Below are 16,865 nucleotides of genomic sequence, written 5' to 3'. Positions count from 1 at the left end.
CTGCCCCCACGGGGCCGTCAGTGCAGGAGTAACCTGAATCGCCTGGGGGAAACGTGACGGGGTCGGAGTGAGTTGCAGGGCACGATCGTCGTGCCGGGGAAGGCTGGGGCGGAGTCCGAGCTTCGCCCGGCGGAAAGAACGCGGCCCTATTCGTGGGGATGCGGATGCCGGTGATGCAGGTCCGGGTAATGCGGATGACGGTGGACCAGGCGGTCATGCCGGTGACGGTGCGTATGAGGTTCGCCCGGCGGATCGTCGGCGCTGTGGGCATGCTGGTGATGCGCGTCGTGGATGTGCCGATGTTCGTGTTCCATCGGTTCGTGCACATGCACATGGTCATGGCGTTCGGACAGGTGCAGCCACAGGCCGACCCCCATCAGCCCGCCTGCGACCAGCAGCCGGAGCGTCAGCGGGTCATGCAGCAGGACAAGCGAAAGGACCGCCCCCACGAAGGGCGCCAGCGCGAAATAGGCGCCGGTCCGCGCCGCGCCCAGATGCCGCAGCCCCAGCACGAACAGGGTCAGGCTGACGCCATATCCCGCGAAACCGACCCCGGCGGCCGAGAGGATGCCGGCAATGGATGGCACGGCCGCCCCGTGAAGGCCGGCGAGCCCCAGCGTGATGCCGCCGGCGCACAGGCCCTTGATCATGGCGATCTGCACCGGATCGGCCGCCGAGAGCCGGCCCGTCAGATTGTTGTCGATCCCCCAGCACAGGCAGGCGCCGGCGATGTACAGCGCGCCCACGCCCAGCGCGGCATGCCCCTGCCATGACAGCAGCAGGGCGCCGGCCAGGATGGCGCACGCCCCGGCCAGCAGCCGCCGGTCCACATTTTCATGGAACACTACCCAGGCGATGCCCATCGTCGCCAGCCCTTCGAGGTTCAGCAGCAGGGACGCGCTGGCGGCGTCCGTGCGCGCCAGGCCGAGCATCAGCAGCACCGGCCCGCCGACGCCCCCCGACAGGACGACCAGCCCAAGCCGGGGCAGGTCCGCCCGGCGGAGCGGAGCCTCGGCCGCCGGAATACGCAGCGCGGACCGGCAGAACGTGACGGCCGCCAGCCCGACGCCCGACCCCAGGTACAGCAGCCCCGCCATCATCAGCGGGTCGATGGACCCCAGCAGCAGCTTGGCGAACGGCGTGCTGGCGCCGAACAGCACCGCCGAGAGCAGCGCCAGCGGAATGCCTGCCCCCCTCATGCCGCCGGCACGGGCTGGCAGCCCTGCGGAGTGAATGTCCGCAGCAGGCCGGCGAATGCGCGATAGGCGTCGGCGCGTGGATCGGACGCGCGCCAGACCAGGCCGATCGTCCGCGCGGCCTGGTCGTCCTGCACGGGTACGATCTCGATCAGGCCGTTCACGTCGGCCCGGTTCTGCAAGGCCAGAAGCGGGATCAGCGAATAGCCCTCGCCCGCGCCGATCATGTGCCACAGCATCTCCAGGCTGGTGGCCAGCCGTCCGTCATGCGCCGCCCCCGCAGCACTGCTGCACAGCGACAATGCCTGGTCGCGCAGGCAATGCCCCTCTTCCAGCAGCAGCAGGTCCGGCCCGGCCAGATCCGGCTGGGTGATCGCCGGGCGGCAGCCATGGGCGTGGCCGGACGGGAAGACCGCCATGAAGGGTTCACGGAATACCGCCTCGGTGGCCAGGCCGGCCTCGTCCAGCGGCAGGGCGACGATCGCCACGTCCAGTTCGTTCGCCCGCAGCATGCGCAGCATCGCCGCCGTCCGGCTTTCCTCCAGCCGCAGTTTCAAGTCCGGATAGGCGTCGCGGATCTGCTGCAGCAGGGCCGGCATATAATAGGGGCCGAGCGTCGCGATGATGCCCAGCCGCAGGATGCCGGACAGCGGGCCGGTATGCTGCCGCGCCATTTCCAGCATCGTCCGCGCGGCGGCCAGGATGTCACGCCCCTGGGCCAGCAGCCGTTCGCCTTCCGGCGTCACCGACACCTGCCGGCGCGTCCGCTCGAACAGTGCTACGCCCAGCAGGTCTTCCAGCTTGCGGACCTGTTCCGACAGGCCGGCCTGGCTGACGCCGCACCGGTCCGCCGCGCGGCCGAAATGCTGCAGGTCGGCGACCGCGACCGCATATTCGATATCGCGCAGGGACAGGCCGGCGAGCGGAAGATAGGACATGGATTGATAGATAGGACCGTTCGGTTACCCTTTCAATATAGGCACAACCTGTCTGTTTCGTCCGGCGCATGATCGGCAATACCGATCACAGACACAGATACAAACGATTTCACCTGTCATGGGGGATATGGGACATCGGTCCGGCGCCATTCAACAGGAGAGCGATATGCCCCGCATCAACGCGACCATCAAGCCATTCGACACCCATGCCTATCGCGACGGAAAATTCATCCGCGTGACGAACGCCGACGTGGCGGGCAAATGGGCGGTCTTCTTCTTCTATCCGGCCGACTTCACCTTCGTCTGCCCGACCGAACTGGAAGATCTGGCCGAGCATTACGACATTTTCCAGAAACTGGGCGTGGAGGTCTACAGCGTATCGACCGACACCCATTTCGCGCACAAGGCGTGGCATGACACGTCGCCGGCGATCGGCAAGATCCGCTATACGATGCTGGGCGACCCGACGGGCACCATCGCCCGTAATTTCGACGTCATGGTGGAAGAGGAAGGCCTGGCCGACCGCGGCACCTTCGTCGTCGATCCCGAGGGACGCATCCAGATCGTCGAGATCACGTCCGGCGGCGTCGGCCGCGACGCGCAGGAATTGCTGCGCAAGATCAAGGCCGCACAGTACGTCGCCAGCCACCCGGGCGAGGTCTGCCCGGCCAAGTGGAAAGAGGGCGAGACCACCCTGTCGCCGTCGCTGGACCTGATCGGGAAGATCTAACATCAGGGCGCTGCCCTGAACCCGCCAAAGGCAGTCGCCTTTGGAAACCAATTATTATTCATGATCGGGGTCCGGGCAACGCCCGATCTGTGCAATCCCGACAGGAAAAGGACTTTTCCATGCTGGACGATTCGATCCGCTCCCAGTTGCGGACCCATTTTTCCACCCTGTCCCATCCGGTCGAACTGGTGCCGTCCCTGGGGGACGATGCGCAATCGGCAGCGCTGGCCGAGCTGTTGCAGGAGCTGGCCGGCCTGTCGGACCGCGTCAACGTCAGGCAAGGGGGGGAGGATCCACGCCGGCCGTCGTTCCTGATCCGCAGGCCCGGCACCGACATCGAACTGTGCTTTGCCGGCGTGCCCATGGGGCATGAATTCACCTCGCTGGTGCTGGCGGTTTTGCAGGTCGGCGGCCATCCGCCGAAGATCGCGCCCGAGATGGTCGCGCAAATCCGCGCGCTGGACGGCGATTATCGGTTCGAGACCTATTTTTCGTTGTCCTGCCAGAACTGCCCGGATGTCGTGCAGGCACTGAACGCCATCAGCGTCATCAACCCGCGCATCCGCCATGTGGCGATCGACGGCGCCGTGTTTCAGAGCGAGGTCGAACAGCGCCAGATCCTGTCGGTACCGTCAATGTTCCTGAACGGCGCGCCGTTCGCCCAGGGCCGCATGGATGTCGGCGAGATCCTGTCGCGGATCGACAGCGGCGCGGCCACCCGGTCGGCGGCGCACATCGCCGGGCAGGACCCGTTCGATGTCCTGGTGGTCGGCGGCGGCCCCGCCGGCGCGGCGGCTGCGGTCTATACCGCGCGCAAGGGGGTGCGGACCGGCCTGATCGCCGAGCGGTTCGGCGGGCAGGTGCGCGACACGATGGCGATCGAGAATTTCATTTCCGTCGCCGAAACCGAAGGGCCGAAACTGGCGGCGGCGCTGGAACATCACGTCCGTTCCTACGATGTCGAGATTATGACGCAGCAGCGGGTGGCACATCTGGTCCCCGCCGCGCCGGGCGGGCTGCACGAGGTCACGCTGGAAAGCGGCGTCACGGTCCAGGCGAAATCGGTCGTGCTGGCGCCCGGGGCGCGCTGGCGGCAGATGGACGTGCCGGGCGAGGCCGAATACCGCAACAGGGGCGTCGCCTACTGCCCGCATTGCGACGGGCCGCTGTTCAAAGGCAAGCGCGTGGCGGTCGTCGGCGGCGGCAACAGCGGCGTCGAGGCGGCGATCGACCTGGCGGGGCTGGTGACGCACGTCACCCTGCTGGAATATGGCGAGACGCTGCGGGCCGATGCCGTGCTGCAACGCAAGCTGCGCAGCCTGGCGAACGTGACGATCGTGACAATGGCCCAGACCGTCGCGGTCCACGGCAACGAACGCCATGTGACCGGCCTGAGTTATCGCGACCGGCGCGACGATGCCGTGCATCAGGTCGAACTGGCGGGGATTTTCGTGCAGATCGGGCTGATGCCCAACACGGAATGGCTGGACGGCGTGCTGCCGCTGACCCCGCGCGGCGAAATCGAGATCGACCACCGCGGCGCCACCCCGGTCGCGGGCCTCTTCGCGGCGGGCGACGCGACGATTTCGCCATACAAGCAGATCGTCATCGCCGCCGGCGACGGGGCGAAGGCCGCCCTGTCCGCCTTCGATTTCCTGATCCGCCTGCCGGCGGAAGACGTGGCGACGGAACGCAGCGCCGCCTGACCACGACCAGGAGCCAGGACGGCCCCACGCCCGCGAACTCTGACGCCGCCCCCGAGGGTGACGTCGGAGCCGCCATCGATGCTCGATCCAGGCGACCGCTCAAGGTACCCGGGGGTTATCGAGGCATCGTTACATGACATACCAAACCTTCAGGAAACTTCCCGGCTGCGGTCCGCGCTGTAGCAGGATTGTCTCAGGCCTATCGCAACAGCGGATGGTGCGCCGCCGTCCGCCGTTTTGCTGACGGAGATGGCCAGAAGCGTCACGCCGGCACGAGGTTGAGAATGGTCATAGGACAGCATTCCGGCGGCGGCGTGCATGCATTACAGTCACGTCGAAGCCTTTTCGGTCTTGCCGGCGGAGGCGCGGCCGCTGCCCTGTTGGCAGGGTGCAGCTTTCCGATGCGTGGGACCGCGGTGCCGCTGGCGCGGACCCTCCAGGCCAGCGTACTCGGATTACCGAACGAACGCTTCTTTCCTTTTTACGGAACGGGGCCGCTGGAAATTGAGGTCATGGCCGCCCTGGAGCGCATGCGGGTGGCACAAAATCTCGCCTCGACCGCGTCGCTGCCGGAACTGCAACTCCTGGCAGTGTCCGGTGGCGGAGAAAATGGCGCCTTCGGCGCAGGCCTGCTGTGCGGCTGGTCCGAGCGGGGTACACGACCGACGTTCGAACTTGTCACAGGCGTGAGCACCGGTGCGCTGACCGCGCCCTTCGCCTATCTGGGCTCCAGCTACGACGGGCCATTGCGCGCCGTCTACACTGAACTCACCCCGGCCCACGTGCTGTTGAGACGCTTTTTCACCGCGGCGTTCTTTAACGATGCGATGAGCGACAATGCCCCACTGTTCAAGACCATCTCCACTTACCTGGACGAAAACATGCTGAACGCGTTGGCAAAGGCCTATGCCGGCGGACGACTGCTATTCGTCGGGACAACCAACCTCGACGCCCAACAGCCGGTGATCTGGAATATCGGCGCGATTGCCGGAAGCGGACATCCACGGGCCCTGGATACCATCCGTCGCATCCTGCTGGCCTCGTCCGCCATTCCTGGCGCGTTTCCACCCACCATGTTCAACGTCGTTCTGGATGGAAAGCCATATCAGGAAATGCATGTGGACGGCGGCGCCTTCGCACAGGCGTTCCTGTACCCGTCGGCCTTGACGCGACAGCGGCGTCTGCGCATGGCATCCGGCCAACATGTCCTTTCCGCGAACGCCTATATTATCCGTAACGGCCGCCTCGACCCCGAATGGGCCACCACGGAACGACGCACACTGGGAATCGCCGGACGCGCGATCGCCACGATGATTACGGCAAGCGGCATCAATGACGTGATCCGCCTCTATAACACGACCCGGCACGACGATATCGGCTACAATCTCGCTTATATCGGTTCCGATTTCGACCTGAAGCCGCCCAAGCCGTTCGACCAGAAGTACATGCGGGCGCTGTTCGATTACGGCTACCGGCGGGGTCGCGCCGGGTACCCGTGGGCAAAGGCCCCACCGATTTAATGACTCATCTTCACCAAACCACCCAGGCATGAAACCATGCTCCCGCCGAGCGTTATCCGATCAACGCACCTGCGGCTTTGCGCCGAATCCCCGGATGGTCCATATGAGCGGCGCGGCGTCTGCCCGGATGCTTCCCATACGGGGCTGATTCAAGTCCGCGATCAGGAGCATGCCACTTGACCACATCATCAATAAAAGCGTGGTCAGCACGACCTGACGATTGCCGGCAAGACCCAGTTGGTACCCCAGGGCGCCGATCGTCACGATCGCCCCACCATAGAGCATGAGCAGGAGATTCGGCGGCACCCGGCTCTCATACGCAAACTGCTGAGACGCTGAAACGTCGAACATGTCATTCAGTGCGGTAATCAATGCTGTCGTGATCGGGTTCGGCGAACGGTGCGCCATGGCCTGCGCCGATTGCCATATCTCCGCCTGCAGCGCATTCGTTCGCCCGATCAGGCCCGGGACATCGGCATCCGACTCGGTGATCGTGAAGGCCAGCCTGACATGGGCATAGTCTTCGATCCTGTCGCCCAGCGTGAGCGCTGTCGCATCATCCATCAACTTCGTCCGCAGCCATGCCGTTCCAATGGCATTTGCCTCCGCCAGCACCAGGTCGCGACGGGCCTCGAAGCGATTTTGTGCAAAATTGATGGACAAGCCCAGGGTGAACGCAAGCAAACCGACCATTCCGGACGTCAGCGTGGAACTTATCGTGATATCCGCTTCATTCTCCGGCTTCGACGCAGCGACATGCCGCCCGAGGCGGTAACCGATTTCCGCAGAAAGCGTGAACGACAGAAATAAAAAAAAACCTGCCACAATGAACCCCTGTGCGAACAGGTGCCGAAAGAACAGCAGGATCATCCGATCTCTCCAGTTACGGGGGCGTTGTGCGGCACGGCTTGTCAGAACAGGATCAGAACCTCTTACCTTTCCAGGGCTGGATATTTCAAATGATTCATGGACGTTCCCGCAAAAAATACCGATGGAAAAATTGCCACCACTTACAAATTCCGATGAAGCACATATTTGTCATGACGGGTCCGCACGCGACTTGACGACGTACCGCCTCATTTATCCTCATCTCACTTGAAGCAGATATTAGAGCCTGTTTGAAAATGTGGGCTGGCGAGCGAAAGCGGAACGCAGTGAAGCGCCCGGCGTGTGTTTTTGAGCACCGAAGCGGAGCGGCCTTATCGGCCGTGAGCATCGAAGCGCAGAAAACGCGCGTCGGATCGCCGCCAGCGCGCATTTTCAAACAGGCTCTTACGACATCTCGTATCAAGGACGACATTCCATGACTACGTCTGCGGTATTTTCGTTCATATTCAGAGAATTCAAGAAAATCCTGCCTCCCACGATATTCTTTGGCATAGGATTCAATCTAATATTGTTTACCACCAATCTACTTCTGGGCGATTATCAGATCCATTTATCCAGCTATTTGATCGCGACGACAGCAGCCCTGGTCGTCGGGAAGGCGGTGTTGGTGGCGAACGCCTTGCCATTTTTCCATCATCTCAACTCCGCGCCTTTGATTCAGTCGGTGCTCTTCAAAAGCGGAATCTACTTCACGGTCGTCGCCATAGCGCGCTTCCTGGAAAAGTTGATAGAATTTCTGCTCCATGGTGGTCGGCCAGACGGACTGCTGGCATATATCGCGACCCATTTTACGTGGAACCGTTTTTTCGCGATCCAGATCTGGATCGCGGTTCTGTTTCTAATCTACACGTATATTTCCGAACTCTCCACGCTGTTCGGTGACGGAGAACTTTTCAGAATTCTGTTCATCAGACGACCGACCGCATTGAAGGAGGCGCACCGGATGCGGTTCAAAACCCTGGTAAAGCTCGGACGATTGATCGACACACATACGGCCGATGAACTGCTCGACCCGAAGACGGCCGTACACAGCGAGATGAATGCCCTGATTCGCAGTCTCTCGGCGGCGGCTCCCGGACAGTCCTCTACCGAAACGAGAGGAGCATGATCGCGGTGAGGGTCATATGTGTGTGAACACTTCAACCATCGAGGACCTGAACGCGTTTACCCGCAGCGTTTTGACCGGGTGGCGTCAAGCGTGTCCAGTTCGACCACGGACATGAACGCTGTAAGGATCGTGTTGTGTCAATGCGCGTCAGAAAATGGTTCGTAATCGTAGCACTCCTCACCACGCCGGCCATTTCGCTCGGTGGGTGCGCGGGCGATTCGAAGGAACAGCACACCAGCCAGTCCGGGCGCACCCCGGATGCTTACGTCAGGTTGCGGGAGTTTCAGGTCGCGTTCGTCGGCAGTGGTGGTGGTGGAAATGGCACCATTACCTTCCGGGGGAAAACCTATCCCCTGAAATTCGGCGGTCTTGGTATTGGTGGGTTCGGTGTTTCGTCCGTCGACGCCACCGGAGAGGTTTTCAACCTTCAAGATATTCGGAAATTTCCAGGAACTTATGGCCGTGCGCGTTATGGCTTTGCCGTTGGGACGGCAAGTGCCGGCGAAATGTGGCTACAGAACGAGGCCGGCGTCATCATGCACCTGCGTGCCAAGCGCGCGGGCCTCATGCTCAGTATGGGCGGCGACGCCCTGGTGGTGTCCATGAAGTAATGTTTCTCCATAAATTTCATCTATCGGACCATACCGCAAATGGCGGCATCCATGATCTGGTCCGGCACCGCGAGCGCCCTGGCACGGGCGCGTCGGGTCGCGCCAGACCGGATTTCCAGACAGGCTGCTAGCGCGTTTCCGTCCTGTCACCGCCGACCTGCTCATTGATCGCTCTGGCGAGCAGGTTGTCACGTCCGCTCTCCAACAGGGCTTTGGCGTCGACGCGACCAAACAGATCCATCAGCGGGGCAACGAGGCCGCTCCATCCCGTCTGGTGACTGGCCCCCAGGCCCGCGCCATTATCGCCATGGAAATACTCGTAAAACAGGATCAGGTCGCGCCAATGTGGATCGTTCTGAAACCTGGCCGTGCTGCCGTATACCGGCCGTTGTCCAGTGGCGTCGCGCAGGAAGATACTCGTAAGCCGGCGGACGATCTCCTGAGCGACCTCAAACAATGTCATGTACTGGTCTGAACCCGTCGGACATTGGACTTTCAACGCATCGCCGTAAAATCCATAGAGATTGACCAGCGCACGGACAATCAGCGTATTGATCGGCATCCACACCGGGCCGCGCCAGTTGGAGTTGCCGCCGAACATGCCTGTATTGGATTCAGCCGGCAGATATTGCACCTTGTATTCCTGTCCGCCGGTCTGAAAGACAAACGGATGCTCCTGATAATGGCGGGACAGCGAGCGAATGCCGCACGGCCCCAGGAACTCATTTTCATCCAGCATGTACCCCAGCACACGCTCCAGTTTTTTCTTGTTGAGGATCGACAGCAGCTTTCGTCCCTTGTAGCCGCTGAAGCCCGCATCGGTCGGGGCCACTTGGGCAACCAGTTCGGGATGGCGCTTTCTGAACAGCGCGATCAATTCCATCAGTGCCGGATATCGCGCCACGGCATCCGCTTCGAACACCGTGGACGCGCACAGGGGCAGAAGCCCCACCAGCGATCTGACCTTCAACCGTATGGCCTGGCCATCGGGAAGCCGCAGCAGATCATAGAAAAATCCATCCGCCTCATCCCACATTTCGTCATGATGTTCGCCTATGCGATCCATCGCATATGAAATCCACATGAAATTCTGAAGGAACTTGAAGGCGGTTTCCTCGTAGATCGGGTCGGTCTCGCTCAGGATGAGGGCAATCTCCAGCATGTTCTGGCAGTAGAACGCCATCCATGCCGTCCCGTCCGCCTGATCCAGCGAACCGCCGGTCGGTAGCGGCGCGCTTCGGTCGAAGACACCGATATTGTCGAGCCCCAGAAAGCCCCCTGCAAAAATGCTGCGTCCTGCCGGGTCCTTGCGATTGACCCACCAGTTGAAGTTCAGCATCAACCCCTGGAACGAGCGCTCCAGGAATCGCAGATCGGCACGCCCCAGTTGCTTTTCATATTTGTAGAGCCACAGCGTGGCAAAGGCATGCACCGGCGGATTCACGTCGCTGAAATTCCACTCGTAGGCCGGAATCTGGCCGCCGGGGTGGAAGTACAGGCCACGCAACATCAGCATCAACTGGTCCTTGGCGAAATCGAAATCCACCATCGCCAGGGAAATCGTGTGGAATGCCAGATCCCAGGCCGCGTACCACGGGTACTCCCATTTGTCCGGCATGGAGATGACGTCGGCGTTCAGCATATGGAACCATTCGGCGTTCCTCACGCCGGGCCGCGGGGCGTCGGCCATCGGATGGCCCTTGTGTTCACGCAGCCAGCGGTCCACGTCGAAGTAATAATACTGTTTGCTCCACAGCATTCCCGCCAGCGCCTGGCGATGCACCCGGCGCTGATCCACGGTCAGCGCCCTGGGAGCAATGCGCTCGTAAAACGCGTCGGCGTCGGCGATGCGGCTGGTGAAGATTTTCTCGAAATCGCCGAAGGGATTCCTTGCCCTCGGGGCGGCCAGGCGCAGCCGTATCGTTTCCTGTCCACCGCCGGGCAGGTCAAGGACATAATGGGCGGCGGCCTTGGTTCCCGTCCGCGCCGGGTTGATCGCATCAACCTCACCCGCGATGACGTAGGCGTGGAATGCATCCTTGACATGGGCCGCGCTGTTTGCCTGCCCCCACAGACGCTGTGTATTGCTTTCATTTTCGGTAAACAGCAACTCCGGCTCGCCATCGCAGTCGAGCCAGTATTCACCCAGTTCGGGATGGGTGGCGCGAATGGCGCCCGGCTTCACTCCCTGCAGGGACGGCTTGCAACGATCGTCATCCCACGACCAGGTGTTGCGAAACCACAGGGTCGGCAACACCCGCAACCGGGCGGCTTCCCGCCCGCGATTGTGCACGGTGATCCGGATCAGTACGTCCTCCGGTCCTTCCTTGGCATATTCCACGAACACATCGAAGTACCGGTCATTGTCGAAAACCCCGGTATCGAGAAGCTCGTATTCCGGCTCATCCCGGGAGCGCCTTCTGTTCGTCTCGACAATGTCGCGGTATGGATATTCGCTTTGTGGGTACTTATAAAGATAATTCATGTATGAATGCGTCGGCGTGCTGTCGAGGTAAAAGTAATATTCCTTAACATCCTCACCGTGATTCGCTTCACTGTTGGTAAGCCCGAACATGCGCTCCTTCAGGATCGGGTCATGCTCGTTCCACAGGGCCAACGCAAAACACAGACGCTGCCTGTCGTCGCAAATCCCGCCGATCCCGTCTTCGCCCCACTTGTAAGCGCGAGATCGCGCCTGGTCGTGCGTGAAGTACCCCCAGGCATCGCCGTCCTCGCTGTAGTCCTCGCGGACCGTGCCCCATTGTCTTTCACTCAGATAAGGTCCCCATTTTTTCCATGGAATCTTGAACTCACGCGCATCGTTCAGCCGCTGTTGTTCCAACAGACTCCTGGTAGCGGAAACCATGTCCTGCCTCCATCATGAGCGCGCGAAGCAAGAGGCTGTCTTAAAAGTGGGCCTGCCGACGATCCGACGCATCTCCCTCGCCGAAGGCTGGAGATGCGCGCGCCCGACATACCTGCTTTTAAAACGGCCCCCCACGGTCGACCCGGCACGCGTGTACGCACCGCCGATAAGCATGTTGACCGCGTCAACCTGGATATTTTCTCCCGCGTCGTCTTGGGCGGACGTTAATCGGCGTGCGGGTCGCATGAACACGCCACGCCAAGGCAGGACATCGCGTTCCGCGCTGTCCTGCCTCGCCGATAGACCTTAGCACCGACATCCCTTGCCCCGCATCAAGGACGCGATCACAATGCGGCGTTCCGACGCCTCGGGGCAAAGTCCGACCTGTCCCGCCATCTGCGTCTTTGCTGTTGTCGATGGCATCACGTGCGCGGCGAGGCACGGCGGGGGCACGCGCCGCAGGACGCAACCGGCTGCGATCCCAATGCGTTAGGCATGGGAACGCACAGCAACACCGGCCGCTCTACGGCCCGGCCCGCCATCCTTCCGTCCCGCGCGATACAGGCGGTACAGGACGCATGACGGGCCCCGACGCAGAAGGAAGGCGGTTCCGCCATGGCCGATGCCCACCCCTCCCCCCGATTTCGCACAGGCAGGATCCTTGGCGTGGGCCTCGGCGCGCTGCTCCTGCTCGGCGTCCTCATCGTGCTGCTGTGGTCGTGGGACTGGTTCGTGCCGATGGTCAATTCCCGCGCCAGCGCCGCGCTGGGGCGCCCGACCACGATTTCCCATCTGCATGTCCGGCTGGGGCGCGTCGTCACGGCCACGGTCGACGACCTGACTATTGCCCAGCCCAAGGGGTTCGAGGACGAGAAGCAGCCCTTCGCCACCGCGCGCCATGCCAGCGTTTCGTTCGACGTCTGGCGCTATATCCGGCATCGCGCGGTCACGCTGCCCCTGGTGGCGTTCGACGCCCCCCGGCTGGACGTCGTCCGCCGCGCCGACGGCAGCACCAATGCCGTATTCGGCGCGTCGAAAGGCTCGGGCGGCAGCCCTGCCCTTCCCGATATCGGGGAATTGCGCATCACCGACGGACAGGCCCGCATCGCCGATGCCCGGCTGCGCGCGGACATGATGCTGGCGGTGCACACCACGCCGCCGCATGACGGCGAACGGGGCCAGATCGTCGCCGACGCGCGCGGCCGCTATGCCGCGCAGCCGATCGACGGGCATTTCGTCGGCGGCGCGCTGCTGACGCTGCTGGACACCGCGCACCCCTATCCCGTCGATCTTACCGTGCATAACGGCCCGACGCTGGCCACGCTGAAGGGCAGTATCGTCAATCCGCTGAAATTCGAAGGCGCGCAACTGTCCCTTCATTTTTCCGGCCCCGACATGTCCCTGCTCTACCCGCTGACCGGCATTCCCATCCCCCGGACGCCCGATTATTCGATTACCGGCACCCTCGATTACGATCGCAAGACGATCCGCTTCGGCAACCTGCGCGGAAAAATGGGGTCGAGCGACCTGGACGGCACCATCACCGTCGATCCGCAGCCCGCCGTGCCCTTCGTGCAGGCCAACCTGCATTCCCGCCGCGTCGACCTGGTGGATCTGGGCGGGTTCATCGGGGCCAACCCCGACAAGACACCCACGGCGGCGGAGAAGAAGGCGGCCGAGGCCGACCCGAACGTGCTGCCCGACACGCCGATCAACATCCCCAAGCTGCGCGCCATCAACGCGCATCTGCTCTATCGCGGCGACCATATCGAAAACCGCCGCACGCCGCTGGACAATATCGACGCCGACATCGCCATCCAGGACGGCGCGATCGACGTCCGCCGACTGAATTTCGCCGTCGGCAGCGGCACATTGGCCAGTGTCATCACCCTGACCCCGACCGACGGCGGTTTCGCCACCCGGATGCGCATGGATTTCGCGCATATCGACCTTTCGCGCATCATGCAGGCCGCCACAGGATCGGGCGCGAAGGGCATCATCGGCGGCCATGCCACCCTGCAGGCCACGGGCAATTCGGTGGCCAGCCTGCTGGCGCGCGGCAATGGCGGGCTGACGCTGGTGCTGGACCAGGGCGGCGACATCTCGGCCCTGGTGCCCGACGTGCTGGGCCTGCAGATCGGCAACGCGGTGCTGTCCGCGCTGGGCTTCCCCAAGCGGACGGACGTGCAGTGCTTCATCGCCGACCTGCCCCTGCGCGACGGGGTGGTGTCGACCAGGACGCTGCTGCTGGAAACCGGCGAGGGCCGCACCCTGGGCCGCGGCACCATCGACCTGCGCCGCAACACCATCGACTATGCGCTGACGACGCGCTCGGTCCATTTTTCGGTCGCGTCGCTGCCAGGGCCGTTCCATATCACCGGCCCGCTGAAAAGCCCGTCGGTCCTGCCCGGGGCCGAGATCGTGGGCCGCGCGGCGGCCGCCGCCGGGCTGGGCTTCCTGATGCCGCCCCTGGCGCTGCTGCCGACCATCCAGTTCGGAGTCGGCGACTCGTCGATCTGCGCCCGCGCCGTCCGCGCGGCGAACGAAAACCCCGCCGCCGGCATCGCGCCGGGCGCGCTCAGCCATCCGCGCGGCGGACGCCGGCCGGCCGCCCCGCGCGCCGCACCGGCTCCCGCTCCCAACCAGCCACGCGGCGCCCGGAAGATCGACCCCGATCACATCCGCGCCGTCTGGGAGGCCCGACAGCGGCAGGGCCGCTAGGGCGATATGCGCATGCCTCCGGGCGCCGCCCTGAAACCCGCCAAAGGGCAGCGCCCGACTTCGGGGGCAGGCGTCAGCCCAGCAGCGACCGCAGGTGCGAACGCACCGCCGGCCAGTCCGGCGCGGTGATGCTGTAGACGCAGGTATCGCGCACCGTGCCGTCCTGGGCCCGCATGTGACGGCGCAGAATGCCGTCCAGCCGGGCGCCGATGCGTTCGATGGCGCGGCGGCTGCGCTGGTTGAGGACATGGGTGCGCAGTTCGACGGCCAGGCAGTCCAGATGGTCGAACGCATGGCCCAGCAGCAGCAGCTTGGCCTCGGTGTTCAGGGCCGTGCGCTGTACCGCGCGGGCGTACCAGGTGGACCCGATTTCCACGCGCGGCCCCGCGAGATCGATATTCATGAAGGTGGTCATGCCCACGATGCGCCGGTCGGGCAGGCTGATCACGGTGAAGGGCAGCATCGTGCCCGCGTCCGCCAGACGCAGCCGCCGGGCGATTTCGGCCGCCATGCCGTCGGGGTCGGGCACGCTGGTGAACCACAGTTCCCACAACGACCCGTCCCGCGTGGCCTCGACCAGCCCGTCATGATGGGCGGGCGACAACGGAACAAGCTGGACATGTGTCCCGGTCAGGGTGACGGGGGACAGGCGGCGGGGCAGGCAGTCGGACACGGAAGCGCCTCCGGAAGATGAAATCCCCACGATCGTAGGGGCGTGCGGCCTGGCGGACAGGGCCAGTTGTGCGATTTCCACCAGACCACCCCGGCCCGGCCGGGTCAGGGCGCCGCGTCGCCGTAATCGACCGGGGTGGCGTGCCAGCCCTGCGCGCGCTTCGCCCAGAACAGGTCGCGCAGCCGCATCGAGACCGGCCCCGGCCGGTCGTCGCTCAGCACGATGTTGTCGATACGCGAGACCGGCATGATCCCGCCGGCGGTGGTGGACAGGAAGATTTCCTCCGCGCCGCGCAGTTCCTGCGCCGTCACCGGCCGCTCGCAGTACTCCAGGCCCAGATCGCCGCACAGTTCGGCGACCGACGCGCGCGTGATCCCTTCCAGCGCGCCCCGGTCGGGTGTAACGACCGCCCCGCCGATGACGGCGAAGACGTTGAACCCCGCGCCCTCGGTGACATGGCCGTCGGCATCCAGCAGCACGCAGGTATCGGCTCCCCGGTCCCCGGCCTCGAACAATCCCTGCGTCAGGTCGCCCCAATGGAAATTCTTGACGGTCGGGTCCACCGACCGGTCGGGGATTCGCAGGGGGGACGCAATAATCAGATGCGCGCCGCGCGCCTGGACCTCGGGCGAAATGACCCAGACCCACGGAATGGCGAAGGCCGCGATGTAGTTGCGGCAGGACGCCGGGTGGAAACGCTGGCCGGGCAGCGGCCGCCCCCGCAGGCAATCCATGGCGACATAGGCGTTCCGCAGTCCGCTGAGGCGGACGCATTCATTGAGGATGGCCCCGATCCGCGCGTCGTCCTCGGCAGGGTCCAGGCGCAGGGCCTGCATGGAGCGGCGAAACCGCGCGATGTGATCGTCCAGCCTGAAGAAACTGCCGTTCCAGACGCCGACCACATCATAGGTGACATCCGACCGCCGGTAGCCCCAGTCGGTGATCGGAATGCGCGCGTCGCGCACCGGCATGAACGCGCCGTCGATATAGGCCGCGCCGTCCGCGAAGGGCGTATCGCGTGTGTCTGTCATTGCTGATCCATCGCTCGGTTCCCGGGGGCTTCCGTCGTCGCACGATGTCACATTACGATTTCAGAATAAACGAAATCATGCCGGCGACAGTCGAGGGAAAGGAAAAACCCCGCCTCTTGACACGCTTCATTCCCACCCCAGCTTCCTGAAACCGGACCGCCATTGCGGCCCGGCGGACAGGGGGCGCGCTCTCTGATCGCTTCCTGCCCCGACAGGCCGACGGGCCTGGACGCCGGCGACCACCCTGGCGGCGGTCGCGGATCCCGGCCCTAACCGAGGGGAACAATCCAATGGCTATGCGCAATCTCATGCCCTGGGGACGGGACGAGTCCAGGGCCCCGGCCCCGATCCAGGAGCGGCAGGGCGGCCCGTTTCTCAGCCTCCACCGGGAAATTGACCGGCTGTTCGACGATTTCATGCAGACCTGGGACCCGCGCGGCCCACGCGGCGGCACCTGGCCGAGCGTCGAGGTCGCCGAGACCGACAACGAAATCCGCGTGACCGCCGAACTGCCCGGCCTGACCGAGAAGGACATCACGCTGAGCGTCGATAACGGCGTGCTGTGCCTGTGCGGCGAACGCCGGCAGGAAAGCGAGGACAAGGCCAGCGGCTACAGCGAGCGGCGCTATGGCCGGTTCGAGCGACGCTTCACCCTGCCCCACGACGTGAAGGAGGACGAGGCCACCGCCCGCTTCAATAACGGCGTGCTGACGGTGACGCTGCCCCGCAGCGCCGAGGCCGTCCACGGGCGGCAGATCCCGATCAATGCCGAGACCCAGCACTGAACCGACCCCGCGACAGGTCCGGTGCGATGCGCCCACCCGGGCGCATCGCACCCGGCCGGCGGGCCATCGGCGGCATGGCAGGGCGCGCGGAT

Annotated in this window: 13 protein-coding genes; 7 read left to right on the top strand and 6 right to left on the bottom strand. The window is 64.0% G+C overall.

The genetic code is table 11. The features are described 5' to 3' along the window. Positions 1-146 precede the first annotated feature (146 nt). Positions 147-1,199, bottom strand: coding sequence for a DMT family transporter (locus HLH34_RS14280; protein ID WP_183120254.1), 1,053 nt, complete (start codon positions 1,197-1,199; stop codon positions 147-149). Then, entirely contained in the window at positions 1,196-2,134 is a 939-nt protein-coding gene (locus HLH34_RS14275) for a hydrogen peroxide-inducible genes activator (protein WP_183120253.1), read from the bottom strand. The genes HLH34_RS14280 and HLH34_RS14275 overlap by 4 nt, the downstream gene beginning before the upstream one ends. Positions 2,135-2,300: 166 nt before the next feature. Between HLH34_RS14275 and ahpC the strand changes: the two genes are divergently transcribed. From ahpC to HLH34_RS14260, 3 genes are all read left to right on the top strand, one after another. Then, positions 2,301-2,864, top strand: coding sequence for an alkyl hydroperoxide reductase subunit C (ahpC, locus tag HLH34_RS14270; protein ID WP_183120252.1), 564 nt, complete (start codon positions 2,301-2,303; stop codon positions 2,862-2,864). Positions 2,865-2,983: 119 nt separating this feature from the next. Further along, a complete protein-coding gene (gene ahpF / locus HLH34_RS14265; protein ID WP_183120251.1) occupies positions 2,984-4,570 on the top strand; it encodes an alkyl hydroperoxide reductase subunit F in 1,587 nt (528 codons plus the stop codon). A gap of 284 nt (positions 4,571-4,854) precedes the next feature. After that, positions 4,855-6,090 (top strand): patatin-like phospholipase family protein, encoded by a 1,236-nt coding sequence (locus tag HLH34_RS14260; RefSeq protein WP_183120250.1) that lies wholly within the window; start codon positions 4,855-4,857, stop codon positions 6,088-6,090. Positions 6,091-6,150: 60 nt separating this feature from the next. Here HLH34_RS14260 and HLH34_RS14255 read toward each other — a convergent pair whose 3' ends face one another. Then, complete coding sequence (locus tag HLH34_RS14255) at positions 6,151-6,960, bottom strand: bestrophin-like domain (RefSeq protein ID WP_183120249.1); 810 nt, start codon at positions 6,958-6,960, stop codon at positions 6,151-6,153. Between the two features lie 433 nt (positions 6,961-7,393). Here HLH34_RS14255 and HLH34_RS14250 point away from each other — a divergent pair, with 433 nt between their 5' ends. Continuing rightward, a complete protein-coding gene (locus HLH34_RS14250) occupies positions 7,394-8,086 on the top strand; it encodes a hypothetical protein (protein WP_183120248.1) in 693 nt (230 codons plus the stop codon). 140 nt (positions 8,087-8,226) lie between these two features. Further along, positions 8,227-8,697, top strand: coding sequence for a hypothetical protein (locus HLH34_RS14245; protein WP_183120247.1), 471 nt, complete (start codon positions 8,227-8,229; stop codon positions 8,695-8,697). Positions 8,698-8,824: 127 nt separating this feature from the next. Here HLH34_RS14245 and HLH34_RS14240 read toward each other — a convergent pair whose 3' ends face one another. Next, positions 8,825-11,563, bottom strand: coding sequence for an MGH1-like glycoside hydrolase domain-containing protein (locus HLH34_RS14240; RefSeq protein WP_183120246.1), 2,739 nt, complete (start codon positions 11,561-11,563; stop codon positions 8,825-8,827). Between the two features lie 615 nt (positions 11,564-12,178). On the opposite strand from HLH34_RS14240, the gene HLH34_RS14235 reads away from it, so the two are divergent. Then, positions 12,179-14,284: an AsmA family protein gene (locus HLH34_RS14235; protein ID WP_183120245.1), complete on the top strand. Its 2,106-nt coding sequence runs from the start codon at positions 12,179-12,181 to the stop codon at positions 14,282-14,284. Between the two features lie 73 nt (positions 14,285-14,357). Here the strand turns inward: HLH34_RS14235 and HLH34_RS14230 are convergent, their stop codons facing one another. Then, a complete protein-coding gene (locus tag HLH34_RS14230) occupies positions 14,358-14,957 on the bottom strand; it encodes a GNAT family N-acetyltransferase (protein WP_183120244.1) in 600 nt (199 codons plus the stop codon). A gap of 104 nt (positions 14,958-15,061) precedes the next feature. Next, positions 15,062-15,988 carry an aminotransferase class IV gene (locus HLH34_RS14225; RefSeq protein ID WP_183120243.1) on the bottom strand — a complete coding sequence of 309 codons (927 nt, stop codon included), beginning with the start codon at positions 15,986-15,988 and terminating at the stop codon, positions 15,062-15,064. A 290-nt stretch (positions 15,989-16,278) separates the two neighbouring features. Here HLH34_RS14225 and HLH34_RS14220 point away from each other — a divergent pair, with 290 nt between their 5' ends. Next, positions 16,279-16,773 carry an Hsp20/alpha crystallin family protein gene (locus HLH34_RS14220; RefSeq protein WP_183120242.1) on the top strand — a complete coding sequence of 165 codons (495 nt, stop codon included), beginning with the start codon at positions 16,279-16,281 and terminating at the stop codon, positions 16,771-16,773. The last annotated feature ends 92 nt before the right edge of the window (positions 16,774-16,865 follow it).

Source organism: Gluconacetobacter azotocaptans, assembly GCF_014174355.1.
Classification (GTDB): domain Bacteria; phylum Pseudomonadota; class Alphaproteobacteria; order Acetobacterales; family Acetobacteraceae; genus Gluconacetobacter; species Gluconacetobacter azotocaptans.
The sequence above is the reverse complement of the archived record's forward strand: the minus strand, read 5'-3'. Positions and strand labels throughout refer to the sequence as shown.